This is a genomic window from Peribacillus sp. YIM B13481, assembly GCF_042787985.1.
GTDB lineage: Bacteria > Bacillota > Bacilli > Bacillales > DSM-1321 > Peribacillus > Peribacillus simplex_A.
This window is the reverse complement of record NZ_JBHZPE010000002.1, coordinates 42363-59735: the sequence shown is the minus strand read 5'-3', so window position 1 is coordinate 59735 and position 17373 is coordinate 42363. Positions and strand designations below refer to the sequence as shown.

Annotated in this window: 17 protein-coding genes, 1 pseudogene and 1 other annotated feature; of the genes and pseudogenes, 16 read left to right on the top strand and 2 right to left on the bottom strand. The window is 43.9% G+C overall.

Translation table 11 applies throughout. From position 1 onward, the window contains the following. The first annotated feature begins 269 nt into the window (after nt 1–269). The 11 genes from ACFX4X_RS01775 to ACFX4X_RS01725 all read left to right on the top strand — a co-directional run bounded on the left by ACFX4X_RS01775 (nt 270) and on the right by ACFX4X_RS01725 (nt 8989). Nucleotides 270–1019, top strand: coding sequence for a M23 family metallopeptidase (locus tag ACFX4X_RS01775; protein WP_089361657.1), 750 nt, complete (start codon nt 270–272; stop codon nt 1017–1019). Next, a complete protein-coding gene (locus ACFX4X_RS01770; protein WP_061464246.1) occupies nt 1012–1878 on the top strand; it encodes a M50 family metallopeptidase in 867 nt (288 codons plus the stop codon). The genes ACFX4X_RS01775 and ACFX4X_RS01770 overlap by 8 nt, the downstream gene beginning before the upstream one ends. A gap of 41 nt (nt 1879–1919) precedes the next feature. Further along, nucleotides 1920–3389: an Rne/Rng family ribonuclease gene (locus ACFX4X_RS01765; RefSeq protein WP_377381139.1), complete on the top strand. Its 1470-nt coding sequence runs from the start codon at nt 1920–1922 to the stop codon at nt 3387–3389. A gap of 76 nt (nt 3390–3465) precedes the next feature. Then, nucleotides 3466–3549, top strand: a sequence feature (ribosomal protein L21 leader region). Between the two features lie 13 nt (nt 3550–3562). Continuing rightward, complete coding sequence (rplU, locus tag ACFX4X_RS01760) at nt 3563–3871, top strand: 50S ribosomal protein L21 (protein ID WP_034308849.1); 309 nt, start codon at nt 3563–3565, stop codon at nt 3869–3871. A gap of 13 nt (nt 3872–3884) precedes the next feature. Continuing rightward, nucleotides 3885–4217 carry a ribosomal-processing cysteine protease Prp gene (locus tag ACFX4X_RS01755; RefSeq protein WP_061464244.1) on the top strand — a complete coding sequence of 111 codons (333 nt, stop codon included), beginning with the start codon at nt 3885–3887 and terminating at the stop codon, nt 4215–4217. 12 nt (nt 4218–4229) lie between these two features. After that, entirely contained in the window at nt 4230–4520 is a 291-nt protein-coding gene (gene rpmA / locus ACFX4X_RS01750; RefSeq protein WP_230154959.1) for a 50S ribosomal protein L27, read from the top strand. Nucleotides 4521–5065: 545 nt separating this feature from the next. Then, entirely contained in the window at nt 5066–5611 is a 546-nt protein-coding gene (locus tag ACFX4X_RS01745; protein ID WP_377381136.1) for a Spo0B C-terminal domain-containing protein, read from the top strand. Between the two features lie 48 nt (nt 5612–5659). Continuing rightward, nucleotides 5660–6949 carry a GTPase ObgE gene (gene obgE / locus ACFX4X_RS01740; RefSeq protein ID WP_061464242.1) on the top strand — a complete coding sequence of 430 codons (1290 nt, stop codon included), beginning with the start codon at nt 5660–5662 and terminating at the stop codon, nt 6947–6949. 40 nt (nt 6950–6989) lie between these two features. Further along, a complete protein-coding gene (locus ACFX4X_RS01735) occupies nt 6990–7439 on the top strand; it encodes an ACT domain-containing protein (RefSeq protein ID WP_061464241.1) in 450 nt (149 codons plus the stop codon). 132 nt (nt 7440–7571) lie between these two features. Next, nucleotides 7572–8447, top strand: a complete 876-nt coding sequence (gene pheA, locus ACFX4X_RS01730) for a prephenate dehydratase (RefSeq protein ID WP_089361654.1) — start codon at nt 7572–7574, stop codon at nt 8445–8447. Nucleotides 8448–8839: 392 nt separating this feature from the next. Then, nucleotides 8840–8989: a DUF6944 family repetitive protein gene (locus tag ACFX4X_RS01725; RefSeq protein WP_284470107.1), complete on the top strand. Its 150-nt coding sequence runs from the start codon at nt 8840–8842 to the stop codon at nt 8987–8989. Nucleotides 8990–9180: 191 nt separating this feature from the next. On the opposite strand, the gene ACFX4X_RS01720 is transcribed toward ACFX4X_RS01725, so the two are convergent. After that, entirely contained in the window at nt 9181–9714 is a 534-nt protein-coding gene (locus ACFX4X_RS01720; protein WP_377381396.1) for a transcription repressor NadR, read from the bottom strand. Between the two features lie 46 nt (nt 9715–9760). Then, complete coding sequence (locus tag ACFX4X_RS01715) at nt 9761–10888, bottom strand: IscS subfamily cysteine desulfurase (protein WP_284470108.1); 1128 nt, start codon at nt 10886–10888, stop codon at nt 9761–9763. A 103-nt stretch (nt 10889–10991) separates the two neighbouring features. On the opposite strand from ACFX4X_RS01715, the gene nadB reads away from it, so the two are divergent. The 5 genes and pseudogenes from nadB to safA all read left to right on the top strand — a co-directional run. Then, nucleotides 10992–12575: an L-aspartate oxidase gene (gene nadB / locus ACFX4X_RS01710; protein ID WP_377381132.1), complete on the top strand. Its 1584-nt coding sequence runs from the start codon at nt 10992–10994 to the stop codon at nt 12573–12575. Further along, nucleotides 12556–13407, top strand: coding sequence for a carboxylating nicotinate-nucleotide diphosphorylase (nadC, locus tag ACFX4X_RS01705; RefSeq protein ID WP_377381129.1), 852 nt, complete (start codon nt 12556–12558; stop codon nt 13405–13407). The genes nadB and nadC overlap by 20 nt, the downstream gene beginning before the upstream one ends. Then, nucleotides 13404–14510: a quinolinate synthase NadA gene (gene nadA / locus ACFX4X_RS01700; protein ID WP_125160049.1), complete on the top strand. Its 1107-nt coding sequence runs from the start codon at nt 13404–13406 to the stop codon at nt 14508–14510. Before nadC ends, nadA begins: the two co-directional genes overlap by 4 nt. Nucleotides 14511–14647: 137 nt before the next feature. Further along, nucleotides 14648–15004 carry a hypothetical protein gene (locus ACFX4X_RS01695; RefSeq protein WP_377381126.1) on the top strand — a complete coding sequence of 119 codons (357 nt, stop codon included), beginning with the start codon at nt 14648–14650 and terminating at the stop codon, nt 15002–15004. Nucleotides 15005–15378: 374 nt separating this feature from the next. Continuing rightward, nucleotides 15379–15526, top strand: a pseudogene (gene safA / locus ACFX4X_RS25515) (SafA/ExsA family spore coat assembly protein); the annotation flags it as partial. Between the last annotated feature and the right edge of the window lie 1847 nt (nt 15527–17373).

Below are 17373 nucleotides of genomic sequence, written 5' to 3'. Positions count from 1 at the left end.
CTCAATAATGTTAAAACCACTTTATTATAACAAATTAATGGGAACAATATCAATTGGATTTTTTCCTCAATTATTCGATTATCTGAATCGATGCCCAAATTGCCTGAGGAATTCATTAGTTTCCGGTGGATTTTTCCTTCAAAAATTTTTTTTCGCTTTATAAATCCTGGGCATGTCCGGAAAGAAAAACTTTTCTCCGTCATAGTCAGGACAAGTTGCTCATACGTTGTAATATAGCGCTTTGACATGAACAGGGGGGAGAATCTGGAATGGATGATCGGAGGAAAGATATCCGCAATCGTATCGCCAAGAGACGTAAGTTTAATGATAAACCGGCAGGAAGCAGTAGTTGGACGGAGATCAATAATGAGGAACCATATGGGGTTGATTCATTTAACGGGTATTCCGAGAAAGATCATCCGCTCTTCAAGAAAGAATATTTTTTCTTTAAAGTCCTTGCCAGTGTATGCCTGTTCCTGATTATCGCGGTGATGTTCAAACACCCTTCTGTGCGGCTTGACCCTGCCAGAAGTTTTGTCACGGAGAACATGAGCAAGGAATTTCAGTTCGCTTCAATCTCCAATTGGTACGAAAGTGCGTTTGGTAAACCAATTGCTTTTTTACCGAATGAAGCAGGTAAGGAAACTGTTGATTCGAATGAAGAATATGCAATGCCAGCTTCTGCGAAGATTACCCAAACCTTCGAGACGAACGGTGAGGGAATCATATTGGAAACGAGCAAAGGCTCAAAGGTTGAGGCCGTTAATGAAGGGGTAGTCATTTTTGCCGGTGAAAAGGAGGGGATTGGAAAGACGGTCGTCATTCAGCATGCCAATAAAAGTGAATCTTGGTATGGGCAACTGGAAGGTATTGATGTGAAGTTGTACGAGTTCGTTAAAAAGGGCAATGAAGTCGGACAGGTTACAGTAAGTGAAGATGGATCCAAGGGCAGGTTTTATTTAGCGATAAAAGAAAATGACGCTTTCGTCAATCCTAAAAAGGTGATTCGATTTGAGTGAATATGGGAAATTACTGTTTAAAATCAGGGTGCATCCGACATTGTGGTTTGTCATTGGCATCGCCATCCTCACTGCTCATTTCGTTGAAGTGATGATGCTGCTGCTCATTGTCTTCATTCATGAGATGGGGCATGCCGTCTGTGCCCAGCACTTCAAATGGCGGATAAAGTCAATCCAGCTGCTTCCTTTTGGTGGGGCTGTCGAGACTGAGGAGTATGGAAATAAGAGTTTGAAGGAGGATTTGGCGGTGGTGCTCGCCGGTCCGCTTCAACATGTTTGGCTCATTGGTGCAGCCTTTTTGCTCTATTTCTTTTCTATTATTTCCTATGAACTGTATCAGCCCTTTTTGTATATGAATCTTATGCTGCTGGTTTTTAATTTGCTGCCAATCTGGCCATTGGACGGGGGACGGCTGCTCTTCATCGGTGTTTCCCTATACTGTACCTTTCTTGAAGCGCAGAAACATACACTTCATTTTTCTGCAGCATTCGCTGTCCTGGCTTTTTTGACCTGGCTCATTCTTGATCCGCTCAATTTGAACATCTGGCTCATCATCTTTTTCATAAGTCTGTCGCTCGTCATGGAATGGCGGCAGCGGTATTATGCGTTTATCCGCTTTCTTTTGCAGCGCCATTACGGGCATACGAATGATTTGGCGAAACTGAAGCCGATTTCGGTGGATTCACAAGAACCGATTTATAAAGTGCTGGAACTGTTCCAACGCGGATGTAAACACCCCGTCATCATCATGAAAAACGGGAAAGAAAGCGGTTCGTTGGATGAAACGGAAATCCTTCATGCCTATTTTTCCGAGAAAATGACAAACGGGAAAATCGGCGACCTATTATATTCTTATTAAATATGTTATCCTTTCTTCAAATTGAGGAGAGGATTTTTTTGATGAAAAAGATGATCGCGAACCTAGCTTCACGCGAAAAAAGAGTGGCCGTACTTGAGAATGGTGTTTTACGTAAACTTGAAATCATGCCGCCTCAAAAGCGCAGTACGGTCGGTAATATTTATCTTGGGAAAGTGACGAAGGTGTTACCGGGTATGGATGCCGTCTTCATTGATTACGGTGCAGAGAAGAATGGCTTTTTACACCGTGACGAGATTCCCTCTTACCAGCTGACAAAAAAAAGCGATGGGAAAGCATCAATCGGTCAATATGTCCGTCAAGGAGAAAAGCTGCTAGTTCAGGTGGCCCGGGATGAAACGGGTACGAAAGGTGCTAAATTGACAGGGCTGATCGAGTTTTCAACGGATTCCCTCGTATACATACATGGAATAGATTATGCTGGCGTTTCAAAGAAATTCAAAAATGATGATTTGCATAAGCAGTGGCGGGAAACGGCCTTACAATATAAAAAGCCAGATGAGGGATTGATTGTCCGCACCTCGATGGAGAACGAAAGTGAAACGGTCTTCCTGGATAGGTTAACTATATTGCGGGAGCTCTATAAAGGACTTGAAATTAAAGCTGCGTCCCTCAAGGCCCCGTCCCTTCTATATGAGAGGGACACATACCTTGATATGATCATTTCTGAAATGTCGGGAACGGCTGCCGGAGAACTTGCCATCGATGATTTCGAGGCCTATCAGGAATTGAAAAAATGGGTACAGGAAAACCGTAAGGAGTGGGAAATATCCCATGTATCTGGCAAGAATATTTTTTCTGAATGGAATGTGGAAGCGCAAGTCGAGAAAATGGCCAAGAAAATCGTCTGGCTTGATAATGGCGGATATTTAATTTTTGAAGAAACGGAAGCTTTCACCGTAATCGATGTCAATTCAGGTAAGTTCACCGGTAAGGTGGCGAAGGAAGCAACATTGTTTGCGGTGAATCAGGCTGCGGCGAAAGAGGTCGCCCGTCAACTGAGATTGAGGAATATCAGCGGAATCATTTTGATAGATTTCATCAATATGGACCAATCACGACATGCGCAAGAAATCATCGACATCGTCAAAAAGGAAGCGGCGAGGGATGAGAAGCGGGTCCAGGTCATCGGTTTTACGGAACTGGGCATTTTACAAATGACGAGAAAGCGAACATCCCCATCTTTAACTGAAATGATGACGGTGCCTTGCCCCGTGTGCAGTGGTATCGGTAAAATCGAGAGCCCGGAAACGGTGGCCTTCCGCTTGGAACGTGAATTGCTTGAACATCGGAAGACGGATGATGAAGCGGTTTGGGTGGAGGTCAGTAAAACGGTGGCGGACGTGCTGCTTGGTGAAAAGGAATCATACCGGCAGACACTGGAGGAATTGATCGCTAAAAAGTTATTCCTATCTTTTATCCCAGGTCCCAGGAATGCCTATTCCATCAAGCGCTTCGGGAGTATACAGGAAATCGGGCGGGCTTTCGAATGAAGAAAGGGTAAATCTCACAAATATATTGACAGCCATTCCGGTTTCATGTTAGGATTTTAATGTTATGTTTGTAGCACCCGTGCTACAACCGCTCAACAACAGGTCCTAAGCTTTTGCCTTTCTGGTAAAACGCCTGTGATTGGCGAGTCTGAGACATTTAAGGAGGTGCAAGTATGTACGCAATTATCGAAACTGGCGGTAAACAAATTAAAGTAGCAGCTGGCGAAGCGGTTTACATTGAAAAATTAAACGCAGAAGCAGGCGAAACTGTTACATTTGACAAAGTTTTATTCGTAGGTGGCGAAGACGTGAAAGTCGGTGCTCCACTAGTTGAAGGCGCTACTGTAACAGGTACTGTCGAAAAACAAGGTAAGCAAAAGAAAATCACTGTTTTCAAATACAAAGCGAAGAAAAACAATCGTAAAAAACAAGGTCATCGTCAACCATACACAAAAGTTGTTATCGAAGCAATCAACGCGTAAGGGCTGATTCTAGATGATTAAAGTTGTCTTTGATGCTCCGCAGGAACGGATTACTTCGTTCACCTTAAGCGGACATGCTAATTTTGCTAAAAAAGGTTCTGATATCGTTTGTGCAGGTGTATCGGCTGTTTCCTTTGGGGCAGTCAATGCGATCATGTCCTTAACGGACGTAGAGCCTGAGATTGAGCAAGGTAGGGAAGGCGGCTATCTTCGCTGCGTCATTCCGGGGAATCTTTCGCCGGAATCGGAAGAGAAGGTTCAGCTGCTTTTGAACAGTATGCTCATATCGCTGCAAACCATCGAACGTGATTATGGTAAATACATGAAAATTATCCTCAACCAATAGGAGGTGGAACAAATGTTAAGATTAAATCTTCAGTTCTTCGCTTCGAAAAAAGGAGTAGGTTCTACAAAGAACGGACGTGACTCTCAATCTAAGCGTCTTGGCGCTAAGCGTGCAGATGGTCAATTCGTATCTGGTGGTTCTATCCTTTACCGTCAACGCGGAACAAAAATCTATCCTGGTGAGAACGTAGGCCGTGGTGGAGACGATACTCTATTCGCTAAAGTAGACGGTGTTGTTAAATTCGAACGTTTCGGACGTGACCGTAAAAAAGTAAGCGTATATCCAGTTGCACAAGAAGCATAATTGGCATCTTTGAACAGAGGCTGACTCAAAAGGGTCTGATTCCTTCTACGAGACACTATATACCGCGTCATTTTTAATAATGGTATGCTATATAGTGAAGAAGGGGTCTGGCCCTTTATTTATACTATAGGAACGATTAATAACCAGCATTTTGCAGGAGACTTTAGTCATTAGTATAAGGAAAACAACCTCTGACTTACAAAAGGCTCGCCAATCGGCGGGCTTTCTTAAACTTTCAGGGGGGAAAATCCAAGGTCACTCATCCTTCCCATTTGATTAAACCGAATAGACAGTCCAATTCAACTATAATATCTCCAATTGGTGCATAAATAAGGCCCATTCTCTTTTTTAGTTCAAACGGCTCTACCATCGTCCAAAGAACTCAGGGTGTGCGGCTGTATTTTTTGGACGGGGGCTTTCATGTGAAGGCATGTGAATCGAGCTTCATTTCCTGTTTGTCGTTTTTTTGATATACTGTACAAATGGAAGTATTCAACATGATAGAGCTGAAAAAAGTTTCTTTATCATAATTGAAGGTGTTTATAATGGAAAAAAATTGGACGACTATTGAAACTCTTCGTCAAACCAGGCATGACTGGCTGAATAAAATTCAAATCATCAAAGGGAATCTGGAGCTGAACAGAATTGATCGTGTCAAGGGCATCATTGATGAAATCATTGTTGAAACCCAGAATGAAGCACGCCTCTCCAGTTTGAATTTACCTAAGTTCACCGAGATGTTGTTGACGTCGAATTGGAATAATGGATCATTTTATTGCGAATATGAAATCATTGATATTTTTGAAGGCTCTGCTGAAATGGACGAGCTGATGTATCGCTGGACGAACGATTTCTTTAAAATTCTGGATAAGAATCTGGACCCGTTTTTTGAAAATATACTAGCTGTTTCTATGAGTAAAAAAGAAAAAGAAGTGAGCGATATGCGCTGTGCATTTCAAATGCAAGGCAGGTTCATTGATCAATCCGCAGTGAGGGAGTTTTTGGAAAGTTCATTAACGGCCGAGCAATCAATTGAAATTCTCGAATGTAATGAGGATGAAATATTTTTTAAGATGGATATTAACTTTTAGAGAAGTATACAGCAAGAAATGACTTGCAGAAAACAAGGAAGTGATAGCATGTTTGTCGATCAAACGAAAGTCTATATAAAAGGCGGAGACGGTGGTAACGGAATAGTTGCTTATCGTCGTGAGAAATTCATACCAAAAGGCGGACCTGCCGGCGGAGATGGCGGTAATGGGGCAAATGTCGTTTTTGAAGTGGAAGAGGGCTTGCGTACGTTAATGGATTTCCGTTATCAACGTCACTTTAAGGCACCCCGCGGGGAACATGGCATGTCCAAAAACATGCATGGTGCGGCCGCAAAGGATATGGTCATCAAAGTTCCACCAGGCACGGTTGTCATTGATGAAAAAACGAAGGAAGTCATTGCTGATTTAGTTGAGCACGGGCAGCGCGCCATTATCGCAAAGGGTGGCCGTGGAGGCCGGGGAAATTCCCGTTTTGCTACACCTGCCAATCCTGCACCTGAAATCGCGGAGAACGGTGAACCGGGCCAAGAGCGCGATATAATCATGGAATTGAAACTGTTGGCTGATGTCGGTTTGGTTGGTTTCCCAAGTGTAGGGAAATCCACTTTGCTTTCTGTCGTATCCGCAGCAAGACCTAAAATTGCCGAATATCATTTCACAACGATCGTTCCTAACCTCGGAATGGTGGAAACGGAAGATCACCGCAGCTTCGTAATGGCCGATTTACCGGGTTTGATCGAAGGCGCTTCAGAAGGAGTGGGCCTTGGACATCAATTCCTGCGCCATATTGAAAGAACGAGAGTAATCGTTCATGTAATCGATATGTCGGGTCTTGAAGGCAGGGATCCATATGAAGACTACCAAACAATCAATAAAGAGTTGGAAGAGTATAACCTGCGCTTGACTGAACGTCCGCAAATCATTGTAGCAAGTAAAATGGATATGCCGGACTCAGCAGATAATTTAGCAGCATTCAAAGAAAAGCTGGAAGAAGACTATCCTGTTTTCCCGATTTCTGCCGTAACGCGTGAAGGAATCCGTGAGCTTCTTTATGCAATTGCTGATAAAATCGAAGAAACGCCTGAGTTCCCTCTTGATCATGAAGAAGAGAATACTGGAATCCACCGGGTTCTTTATAAACATACTTCACAGTCGGATGAATTTAACATTGAACGCGAATCCGATGGCAGCTTTGCCGTATCAGGATTCAAGATCGAACGTCTATTCAAAATGACTGACTTTACCCGTGATGAGTCCATACGTCGTTTCGCTAGACAGCTTCGTTCATTCGGAGTCGACGAAGGCCTTCGTCAAAAAGGTGCAACAAATGGCGATATCGTCCGTATCCTTGAATATGAATTTGAATTTGTTGATTGATTGAAGACCATGATGGCAGGCAAAAGGAGGCGTGCGGAGTTTGAATAAGGCCGATCAGAAATTTTTCCTCGTTCGGGAGGATGTCCTTCCCGAAGCGATGAAAAAAACGCTGGATGCAAAAGAAATGATTGAACGGGGAAAAGCAGAATCAGTTTGGGAAGCGGTACAGCGAGTGGACCTAAGCAGGAGTGCTTTTTACAAATACCGTGACACGGTATTTCCGTTTCATACTGTTGTTAAAGAAAAGCTGATTACACTGTTCTTCTACCTCGAGGATCGTTCTGGTACTCTATCGGAGCTCTTACGGCTCGTCGCCTCATCCGGTTGCAACATCATGACTATCCACCAAACGATTCCTTTGCAGGGTCGTGCCAATGTTACCCTATCTCTGAACACGGGTGGGATGACTATGGATATTGATGAACTGCTTACTAAATTGCGTAAAATGGAGTTCGTCGAAAAAGTCGAAATTATTGGGAACGGCGCATGAAAACAGCCTGTACATTTCAAATGTACAGGCTGTTTTTATTTGTAAGAGGATGATTTATCGATTAACTATTGTAAAAAATCAGAAAATGGCATAACATAAACAATAGATTTTCCGTGAAAAGGAGTTTATAATATGACATCAAAAATTGCATTTCTTGGACCAAAAGCAACGTTCACGGATTTAGCTGTTTCGCGACTATTTCCTAATGATATAAAAATGCCGATGAACACGATTCCAGACTGCCTTGATGCTGTCCGGGACGGGGAAGTGAATCACGCGCTCGTACCGATCGAGAATGCTTTGGAGGGATCGGTAAATATTACGATGGATTACTTAGTCCATGAAGTCACATTACCGATGAAAGGGGAAGTGACGATCCCAATTCAACAGCATTATATGGTGCATCCGGATCATGCATATCCTGGTTTCAAACCGGACATGGTTTATTCGCATTCCCATGCCATCGCTCAATGCCGCAAATTCCTCCATAAAGAACTAAGGGGCATTCCATATGAGTATGTCACATCCACTGCAGCCGCTGCAAAAATGGTGATGGAGAATCCCGATATCAATATTGCTGCGATTGCAAATGATATGGCTGCAGCGGAGTATGGTTTGACGATTGTGGAAGAAAACATTCACGATTACGAACATAATCACACCAAGTTTATTGTTGTATCCAACAGTGAAGTCGACTATGAAGGGCATTTGACCGTTGAAGGGAACAAGAAAACGACCCTGATGATTCAGCTGCCTGCCGACCACTCAGGGCAGCTTCACCAAGTCCTATCCGCTTTTTCCTGGAGGAAGCTTAATCTTTCCAAGATTGAATCAAGACCCATGAAAACAGGATTAGGCAATTACTTTTTCATCATCGACATTGAAATGGCCCTTGACGATGTTCTCATTCCAGGAGCGATCTCTGAGCTCGAGGCCCTTGGATGTACGGTTTCGATCATGGGAAGCTATTCATGCTTTAGAGTCCAAAATGGTGTACCGCAACGATGATTTCCCAGGAAAATTGAACGCTTAAAGCGACGGTAAACGATTTTTCCTGGGTACACAAGGCTGGAAGTTTGCATCATCGATTTCCTAAGTGATAAATGGTACAACCCTCAGCTGTGCTTTATACAAGAAAGGTGCCCCGGGATTATTTCCGGGGCTTTTTCTTGTGTATAAGTTCTTAAAATGGCTGCCTGTCATTTTATAGAATATATATATAATGGAGAGCGATGAAGGAATTCATTATTTTTCACTTTGGAGATGATTCTTTAGAGGAATTTGAGGATTACCTGTATGGAACATGATTACATAACTTGTGACTAATCCTCAGTGGATGCACCTATTTTTAATACTGGTAAAATATCCAAACATGCATGATAGGATGATGGTAAGCAGAGATGGATAGGCAATTCGAAGAAACGTTCGGTTCTTGGACTCAAGCGATTGGAACCGTCATTTCTACTGTTAAGGTCCACCATTCATTACCTTGGACGAAGAATTTCGCAAAAAACTTAGATTTGATTGGTAATGAACTTCAGCGCATCTGAAAATGCAGAAATATCAATATCCCATTTGGAAGAGAAGCCATCGAATGGTGAATTAATACAAGGGATAGGAGGCTGGGTACAGGCGGTAGGCTCCATCATTAGTCTTTTAGGGCAATTGAGAATCTAGGATGGAGAGTGCGGAGCCAATAAAAAATCCTCAAAAGATGTGGCTTTTGAGGATTTTCATTTTTTCAATCGACCAAAATGCCGGCATCCCTCAATGCACCTTCCGCTTCATCAAGTAGTTCTTGTGATGATGCACTCAGTGTATGGAGATGGATGCCGCTCGTTAGTTCCGATAAAAAAGATGCGTTCGTTGCCGTCACCTTAGAGAGGAATTGCTGGACTTCTTTACGGCTGCTGACCATGATGGAAGCGGTCAGGTCGCCGTATACGGGGTGCTCGATTTTGACATCTTTCACCGTGATGCCGATATCCACGAGTAAAAATAACTCTTCTTGGGCCCGTGAAGGATCATGCTGGCAAGCAATTATCCTTTCCGGCTTTTGGGTGCTCCCCGTTTGTAAGTACATATAGCCCTGGCTCGTGGCAATGATAGGTTCATTCCGTGCTTTCAGGAGCGTTATGTCACCAACGATAACCTGCCGGCTTACATTCGTGATTTGCGAAAGCTCGCTGCCTGTTACTGGCTGATCGCTTGTTTGCAATAAATGTAAGAGTTTCGTCCGTCTTTCTTCCCCGAGTAATTTCTTTCTTTCCATAATCATTCACCTCTTTATTAACAAACATTCTACCATAGAATGGAGGGGTTTATCGAATGGAAGCTATTCCTTCGAGACAGTCTGCCAACTTGTGAATGTCGTCGGCCGTTGTATTTTTACCAAATGAAAAACGGACGAATTGATGTGCTTCATCTTCGCTTTTCCCAATAGCCATCATTGTTTTTGAAGGATCCTGTTTACCGATTTGACAGGCGCTTCCCGTCGATACAGCAAATCCCTTCTGGTTTAATTCCAGCATGATGTATTGTCCTTGGAATCCAGCAAAGGTCAGTGCCAGAATGTGGGGCAATTGCTTGTCCTTCGCATCGATGATTTGAAAATCGACTTTCTTTTCCGTAAGCCGCTCGATCAATTGCACCCTAAGCATGGAAATCCGTTTCCGTTCATCTTCCATGATATCCCCTAATTTCTTTGCAGCCGTTACGAAGGAAGCTATACCGGGGACGTCCACTGTCCCTGGCCGGAAACCATATTCATGAGTGATATTAGGTACTGAAGCCTTCAACCGATGGATGGCCGGGAAAATGACGGCTCCAGTCCCTTTTGGACCATAAACTTTATGACTGGAAACTGATAATCCATCACATAAGGCAGATAACTTCCCAAGCGGCAATTTAGCAAATGATTGGACACAATCCACATGCAAGAAAGCATGGTGTCTTCGAACGATTTTACTTATTTGCTCAATGGGTTGAATGACCCCGATTTCTGAATTCACATGTTGGACGATGACCAAGCAAGTTTTCTCCGACAAACATTCCTGTAGATGTTCAATATCAACTCGGCCATCTTCCAAATGCCGTAAATACGTAACCTCGAAGCCTTCATGTTCAAGCTTTGCGACAAAATTGGCAATTGATGCATGTTCAGTTCGGCTTACAATCAAGTGGTTCTGCCAGGATGGTTTTGATGCGATGAATGTATCAATGGCAAGCATGTTGCTTTCTGACCCGCCGCTCGTAAAGATGATTCCTTCCTTTTTTATGTTCAGCATTTCTGCTAGTTGCTGCCGTGACATATCCAATAAACGTGCCGCTTCAGAGCCAATATCATGCAAACTGCTCGCATTCCCGAAAAACTTCCGGGATGCTTGGCTGAATACGTCGAGTGCCTCATCATCAATCGGCGTTGTGGCTGCATAATCCAAATAAATCAAGAAATCACCTCTATCTTGTAATCTTAAAAAACTCTTGATAATAGTTTAATAATATGTAAATATAGTTGTCAAGACACCTGTCATAAACAGGAGGAATGAAATAATGGTAAAAGCGGGAATCATCGTTATAGGTAGCGGGATTGCTGCCTTGAAAACGGCATTGGAAGCAAGTAAACATAAGCATGTGATACTCATCACAAAATCAAAGATCCGCCATAGTAATTCCTATTTAGCACAGGGCGGGATTGCAGCTGCAATATCTGATCGTGACAGAGTATCCTATCATAAAAAAGATACGCTGGAGGCTGGTCAGCGTTATAACAAGGAAAAGGCAGTGGAAATACTCGTCGAAGAGGCCCCTTCGGTGATAGCTGAACTTATTCGTTCCGGCATGCAATTTGACCATGATCATGATGGTACCCTCATGCTTGGCATGGAGGGTGCCCACAGTGAAAGGAGAATCCTTCATAGTCATGGGGATTCTACAGGAAAGTACATCATGGAACATCTAATAGGGTGTTTGAAAAACTCTTTGATTACTGTGGTCGAGAATGCGGCAGCAGTGGAGTTGATTATCGGAAAAGATGATTCTTGCATAGGCGTCAAAACTCTTGATAAGGCTGGGAAACTTGTAACGTACCACGCGGAACGAACAGTGTTGGCAACTGGCGGCTGTGGTTCCCTATACCATTTCACTTCAAATTCACAAACGGTTTCAGGAGATGGAATCGCACTTGCATTCAAGGCCGGTGCAAAAGTTCGTGACATGGAATTCATACAGTTTCATCCGACCCTGCTTTTTATAAATGGTAAAGCGGAAGGGCTGGTTTCAGAAGCGGTCCGCGGGGATGGTGCAAGGTTAGTGACTGAAATGGGAAGACCGATCATGGAGGATGTCCATGCCATGAAAGATCTGGCTCCAAGGCATATTGTGGCACAGACGATTTTTTCTTATTTACAGCGCGGAGAAAAGGTATTTTTGGATATTTCAATGATTAAGGATTTTAAGAAGCGTTTTCCGACAGTGAGCTCATTATGTGAAAAAAGCGGGCTGGACCTTAAATTCGGGAAAATCCCTGTAGCGCCTGGAAACCATTTCCTGATGGGGGGGATTGAAGTCGACGAATGGGGGAGAACCTCTGTCCCTTCTTTGTATGCAGTTGGTGAAGTGGCATGCACTGGTGTACATGGGGCGAACCGATTGGCCAGCAACTCCCTACTCGAAGGGCTGGTTTTTGGAAATGCGCTTGGTCAATTGCTAGCTAACATGCCAGCAAGGTCGATACCGGAAGAAAAAGAGCAGTCCAAAGGTTCCTGCCATTTTACCATTTTACCTGATCTCGCGACATTGCAGGGAAAATTAATGAACGAAGCAGGAATCGTTCGAAATGAAGCAGGTTTAACTCGACTGAAGGATTATCTTGAGACATTCAATATCGAAAAATTGCTGCATATGGAAGTAACGGGATTATCGATAAAAGAGATAACGAATATCAATGCCACAATCGTGGCATGGCTGATTGCCGAATCCGCATTGACCAGAACGGAAAGCAGGGGCGGTCATTTCCGCAGTGACTATCCAAGCGAAGATGACTCCCAATGGCTTGAAAATTCGGTTATCCTTGCTTGCACAGATGTGAAAAACCGGGTAAAAGGGAGGCGACTATATGAATATATTGAAGCTTAAGCAGATGCTGCAACAATTTTTAATGGAAGATATAGGTGAATGCGACGTAACGAGTGATACGATTTTTGATCAAGGTGAACAAGGGACTTTGACATTCATTGCAAAAGAAGGCGGAGTTTTTAGTGGAAGTGACGTCATCAAGACAGGATTTGCATTGTTGGATGAGCAAATCGAGGTTATCCTTTTTGTTCATGATGGCGAAGTTTTTGAACCAGGACATCAACTTGCAAGAATGACCGGCGATATGGCTTCTCTTTTAAAAGGGGAACGGGTGGTTTTGAATTTAGTACAGCGTATGTCCGCCATTGCGACACAGGCTCATAAAGCTACCAAGATATTAGCGGGGACGAAGACGAGGGCTTGTGATACGAGGAAAACTACACCTGGCCTGCGGATGCTTGAAAAATATGCGGTCCGTTCAGGCGGGGCATTCAATCACCGATATGGCCTGTTTGATGCCGTCATGATAAAGGATAATCATATTTCTTTCGCTGGGTCCATAACGAAGGCGGTTCAAACGGTAAAATCCAAACTGGGACATACCACTAAAGTGGAAGTGGAAACGGAATCAATCGAACAGGTGCTTGAAGCAGTGGAAGCCGGTGCTGATATCATCATGTTCGATAACCGGAGCCCCGAAGAAATTAAGCAACTGATCAAATTGGTTCCTGCCCGCATCATAACTGAAGCTTCCGGAGGTATTCATTTAGACAATCTAGCCTCATATCGGGAAACAGGGGTTGACTATATTTCATTGGGCAGTCTGACTCACAGTGTCAGGGCACTTGATATTAGCGCTAAGGTCAAAGAACGTGAGGGGATATTGAAATGAACATATTGGAGATGGCTAGTACGGCAGGGAATGTATTGCCTGAAAAATATAAGACGATGACAATGGAAGATATGGAAAATCGGGTCCATGACATTAAGAACCGAATGGGAAAGCGGCTTTATATCCCAGGTCATCATTATCAACGGGAGGAAGTCATTCAATTTTCGGATGTAACGGGAGATTCACTTCAGTTGGCACAGCTTTCCGCCGAAAATCGCGAAGCGGATTATATCGTGTTTTGTGGCGTACATTTCATGGCTGAAACTGCCGATATTTTGACTGAAGAAGGGCAGACGGTCATCCTTCCTGACATGCGTGCAGGCTGTTCAATGGCAGATATGGCGGATATTGAACAAACCGAACGGGCCTGGACAAAGCTTCAGGAATTATTTGGCGATACGATCCTTCCGCTCACTTATGTTAATTCGACTGCGGCCATCAAAGCTTTTGTAGGGAAAAATGGCGGGGCGACGGTGACTTCTTCAAATGCACAAGGGATGGTATCGTGGGCCCTCTCGCAAAAAGAACGGATCCTGTTTCTTCCCGATCAGCATCTTGGGAGGAATACAGCCTTTGACCTTGGCATTCCATTAAATGAAATGGCTGTCTGGGATCCTCATAAGGACGAATTAATCTATGAAGGGGAACTCGAAGATCTGAAGGTACTTCTTTGGAAAGGGCATTGTTCGGTCCATGAAAATTTCACGACGGCGAATATTGAAACGCTTCGAGCGGAGCAGCCGGAAATGAATATCATCGTTCATCCCGAATGTCGCCGTGAGGTAGTCGCCCTGTCGGATTATGCGGGTTCGACATCGTACATCATTAATATGATAGAAAAGGCCGAACCAGGTAGTTCTTGGGCAATCGGCACGGAAATGAACCTTGTCAAACGGCTTATCGCCAATAACCCTGACAAGAACATCATCTCGTTAAATCCGAATATGTGTCCATGCCTTACGATGAACCGGATTGATTTGCCTCACTTGCTTTGGGCGCTTGAATCAATTGAAGAAGGTATTATCATTAATCCGATAAAAGTCGAGAAGGGCATTGCGGATAATGCCATACTAGCTTTGAACCGAATGTTGGAACGGGTTTAAGTTAATCCTTTCAATAATAAAATTGAAAAAGGCTTTTCATAACATAAGAAAGGGAGGGCAGAAGCCCCCCCTCAGACTGTAGACAAACTCGATAAATAATTGAGTGTGTCTACAGTTTTTTTTGGGGTTTGTTAAATTTGAACGTTGATTGGAACGCAGGGCACTCGCTTTCCGCGGACGGTCCGACCTGGGCACTCTTTGCGCCTGTGGGGACTTCCATGGACGCACTTTTCCCGGGAGTCTCGCATCTTCCATCTCAGTCAAATTTGTTTTACCATTTAGATAAAACTCCTTTTGCCAGCATTCTTTTTGGTTTTAAAATAGAAGTATATCCAAATCTGTGGAATTCAAGCTGCCTAGCAATTCGCTTGGATTACCGCCAGGAGCATCACGAACAAGATGATTGCCAAACCGATTCCGGCCATACCTTTACCCCTTTTGTCCTCCACGTTCGAGCTGTCCTTTCTTCCACTAATATTCCTCCCAGAATGTAAGAAAAGTTACCTGGACCCACAGCTTTAGGTCATTTACTTTCTTATACCAGGGTTTCCCTTTCGTTTAGACAGGTTGAAGGAAGCGTTTCTTTCATGATGGATTCCTGACGAATCCTTTTTTTAGGATGAATGCAATGGTTCCTTTCTAATTATCGATCCTGTTAATAAGGCAGGTCCTAAGAGAGAAGAATATCCTTTTTCCGAGATGCCAAATCGATTTTTTCTTCTTCAAAAAAGTACCTTTCATATTCCTAAATCATTGGTTCCAATCATAAAAGTCCTTTTTCACGCATAAGTTTTCATGATAAAAATAATAGCAATTCACCCACTGCATCATAGAATATATGGACATATGCACAGGAGGGGTTAACAGCGTGAAAATTCATATAGTCCAAAAAGGCGATACGCTTTGGAAACTCGCCAAAAAATATGGCGTCAGTTTTGAAGAACTTAAAAAAGTTAACACGCAATTGAGCAACCCGGACATGATGATGCCCGGAATGAAAATTAAAATACCAGGGACATCCGGAGCTGTAATAAAAGAAACGGTTAAACCAAACGTGAATATTCAACAGGGAATGAAAGAATCCCAAATTCAACCGTATCAAGCACAGCCTGCACCTATGAAAGAGCAGCAAATTATGCAAAAACATCCAGTAAAAGAACAGCCGAAATTTCAACAGCCGGTTAAAGAACAACCAATCGTTCAAAAACCAGTAAAAGAGCAGAAAATCTTTCAACAGCCAGCTAAGAAGGAGCAGCAGATCGTTCATAAGCCAGCTAAGAAAGAGCAGCAGATCGTTCAGCCAAAGCCAATCATTAAAGAAAAGCAAATAATCGTTCCAAAAGAAGTACCAGTACCGATGCCAGTGATTCCGGAAATCGATATCAATAATTATTATATGGTCAACATGACCAATATGAGTGTACAGAAGCCTCCTGCACCACCACCTTTACCAAAGAAAAAAGAAGTGCAGGCAGTCACTAAAAAGAAGAAGAAAAAGCCTGCTGTCCAGCCAGAACAGGAATATTGTGAGCCGGTGGATGATTGTATTCCAGTAACGCCAATCATGCCTGGAAGCGGTTATTGTATTCAGCCGCCTCCATGGGCGTATATGCAGATGCAAGGGATGCAAGCCCCATATCAAGGTGCTCAAGGGTACCAGGCGGCTCCACAAGGTTATCAAATGATGGAAGAAAGTTCTGATGTTTGGGGAGAATCTCCTGACATGCAAACGATGGGGCAAGGATTCGTTCAAGGGGCAAGTATGAATCCAGCAGGCCAGCAACATTATCCATATCAAGCCTCAGCACCGGTTCCGCATCATTTTTATGGGGGGATGAATCAACAAGCTCAAGTAGCAGGTTCATATATGCAACAAGAGTATGGGCCATCAGTGGAATCGTCTTCTTCAAATGATCACCATAACTTTCCTCAGCAGTATACCCAGACAGTCGGTGAAGAAGATTGCGGCTGTAATAAGGGGGTACTAGGAACTTATGGGCCGGATGTGAAAGGGCAGTATCAAGGAAACAAAAAAATAGAGATGCAGCATCAATATGAAGCAGAGTCAGAAGAATCGGCTCAAGTCCAACAATATGGCGGTCAAAGTGGTAGCGATCCAGGCATGATGATGGGCGGTCAAAGTGGAGGCGATCCAAGTATGATGATGGGCGGTCAAAGTGGAGGCGATCCAAGTATGGTGATAGGCGGTCAAAGTGGAAGTGATCCAGGAATGATGATGGGCGGTCAAAGTGGAAGCCATCCAGGCATGATGATAGGTGGCCAAGGTGGAGGTCAACCATGGATGATGGGAGGTCATCAAGGAAGCCACTCAGGCATGATGGGAGGTCATCAAGGAGGCCATTCAGGGATGATGGAAGGTCATCAAGGAAGCCATTCAGGGATGATGGAAGGTCATCAAGGAGGCCACTCAGGCATGATGGAAGGTCATCAAGGAGGCCATTCAGGCATGATGGGAAGTCATCAAGGAAGCCACTCAGGCATGACGGGAGGTCATCAAGGAAGCCATTCAGGCATGATGGGAAGTCATCAAGGAGGCCATTCAGGCATGATGGAAGGTCATCAAGGAAGCCATTCAGGCATGATGGGAAGTCATCAAGGAAGCCATTCAGGCATGATGGGAAGTCATCAAGGAAGCCATCCAAGCATGATGGGAAGTCATCAAGGAAGCCATTCAGGCATGATGGAAGGTCATCAAGGAAGCCATCCAGGGATGATGGAAGGTCATCAAGGAAGCCATTCAGGGATGACGGGAGGCCATCAAGGAAGCCATCCAGGGATGATGGAAGGTCATCAAGGAAGCCATTCAGGGATGACGGGAGGCCATCAAGGAAGCCATTCAGGG

Excerpts from the sequence above, each read along its gene's own strand:
- pheA (WP_089361654.1), top strand. The coding sequence starts at position 7,572 with ATGACATCAAAAATTGCATTTCTTGGACCAAAAGCAACGTTCACGGAT.
- rpmA (WP_230154959.1), top strand. The coding sequence starts at position 4,230 with ATGTTAAGATTAAATCTTCAGTTCTTCGCTTCGAAAAAAGGAGTAGGT.
- nadB (WP_377381132.1), top strand. The coding sequence starts at position 10,992 with ATGGTAAAAGCGGGAATCATCGTTATAGGTAGCGGGATTGCTGCCTTG.
- ACFX4X_RS01775 (WP_089361657.1), top strand. The coding sequence starts at position 270 with ATGGATGATCGGAGGAAAGATATCCGCAATCGTATCGCCAAGAGACGT.
- nadC (WP_377381129.1), top strand. The coding sequence starts at position 12,556 with ATGAATATATTGAAGCTTAAGCAGATGCTGCAACAATTTTTAATGGAA.
- ACFX4X_RS01725 (WP_284470107.1), top strand. The coding sequence starts at position 8,840 with ATGGATAGGCAATTCGAAGAAACGTTCGGTTCTTGGACTCAAGCGATT.
- obgE (WP_061464242.1), top strand. The coding sequence starts at position 5,660 with ATGTTTGTCGATCAAACGAAAGTCTATATAAAAGGCGGAGACGGTGGT.
- ACFX4X_RS01755 (WP_061464244.1), top strand. The coding sequence starts at position 3,885 with ATGATTAAAGTTGTCTTTGATGCTCCGCAGGAACGGATTACTTCGTTC.
- nadA (WP_125160049.1), top strand. The coding sequence starts at position 13,404 with ATGAACATATTGGAGATGGCTAGTACGGCAGGGAATGTATTGCCTGAA.
- ACFX4X_RS01765 (WP_377381139.1), top strand. The coding sequence starts at position 1,920 with ATGAAAAAGATGATCGCGAACCTAGCTTCACGCGAAAAAAGAGTGGCC.
- rplU (WP_034308849.1), top strand. The coding sequence starts at position 3,563 with ATGTACGCAATTATCGAAACTGGCGGTAAACAAATTAAAGTAGCAGCT.
- ACFX4X_RS01745 (WP_377381136.1), top strand. The coding sequence starts at position 5,066 with ATGGAAAAAAATTGGACGACTATTGAAACTCTTCGTCAAACCAGGCAT.